Annotated in this window: 1 protein-coding gene; it reads right to left on the bottom strand. The window is 67.8% G+C overall.

Features of this window, described 5'->3' with window-relative positions; genetic code table 11:
• The coding region (locus tag HUK84_RS22145; protein ID WP_176642035.1) for a response regulator at window positions 1–350 on the bottom strand (350 nt) is incomplete at its 3' end.
• Between the last annotated feature and the right edge of the window lie 233 nt (window positions 351–583).

The raw sequence follows: 583 nt of genomic DNA, 5'->3' as shown, positions 1-583 counted from the left end.
ACCGCGATCGCCACCCCGCTATGCCCCGTCACCACCACCACCGGCAGGCCCGGATCATGCGCCAGCACCGCGCGCAGGCAGGCCAGCCCCTCCTCGCCATTGGTCGCGCCGCGCCGGTAATTCAGGTCCAGCAGCACGGCGGACACCGGCGACGCGGCCAGGGCGCTCAGCGCCTGCTCGGGATTCTCCGCCGCGACCATGTCGAACCCCCGGCGCCGCAGCAGCAGCGACGTCGCCTGGCGGATATCGGCATCGTCATCGACGAACAGGATGCACGGCGCCGCCGAAGACCCGCCCGAAGGCGAAACCGGGGGGTGCGGCACAACGGGGCTTGACGCGGCGTCGGACATGTTCGGATCCGGACAGTGCTGTTCGCTGGCGGACACCAGCCTCGGACATATGCGATAATATCGTTATTATTCAACGACGTAAAAAATTATTCCACAAGAGTTACACTGTTCGGCAGGCAAAGGAAGTCGAATATGCCGGACAGTGTCGCCCCATCATCCGCCAGCCCCTCCGGGGCACCCACGCGCCCCGCACGAGCCGCCAGGGCCGCCGGAACCGCCGGGGCCGCCGAGCC

The organism is Nguyenibacter vanlangensis, assembly GCF_013376155.1.
In the GTDB taxonomy this organism is placed as follows: Bacteria; Pseudomonadota; Alphaproteobacteria; order Acetobacterales; family Acetobacteraceae; genus Gluconacetobacter; species Gluconacetobacter vanlangensis.
Note: the sequence above shows the minus strand (reverse complement) of the source record. Positions and strands in the feature narration are given on the sequence as shown.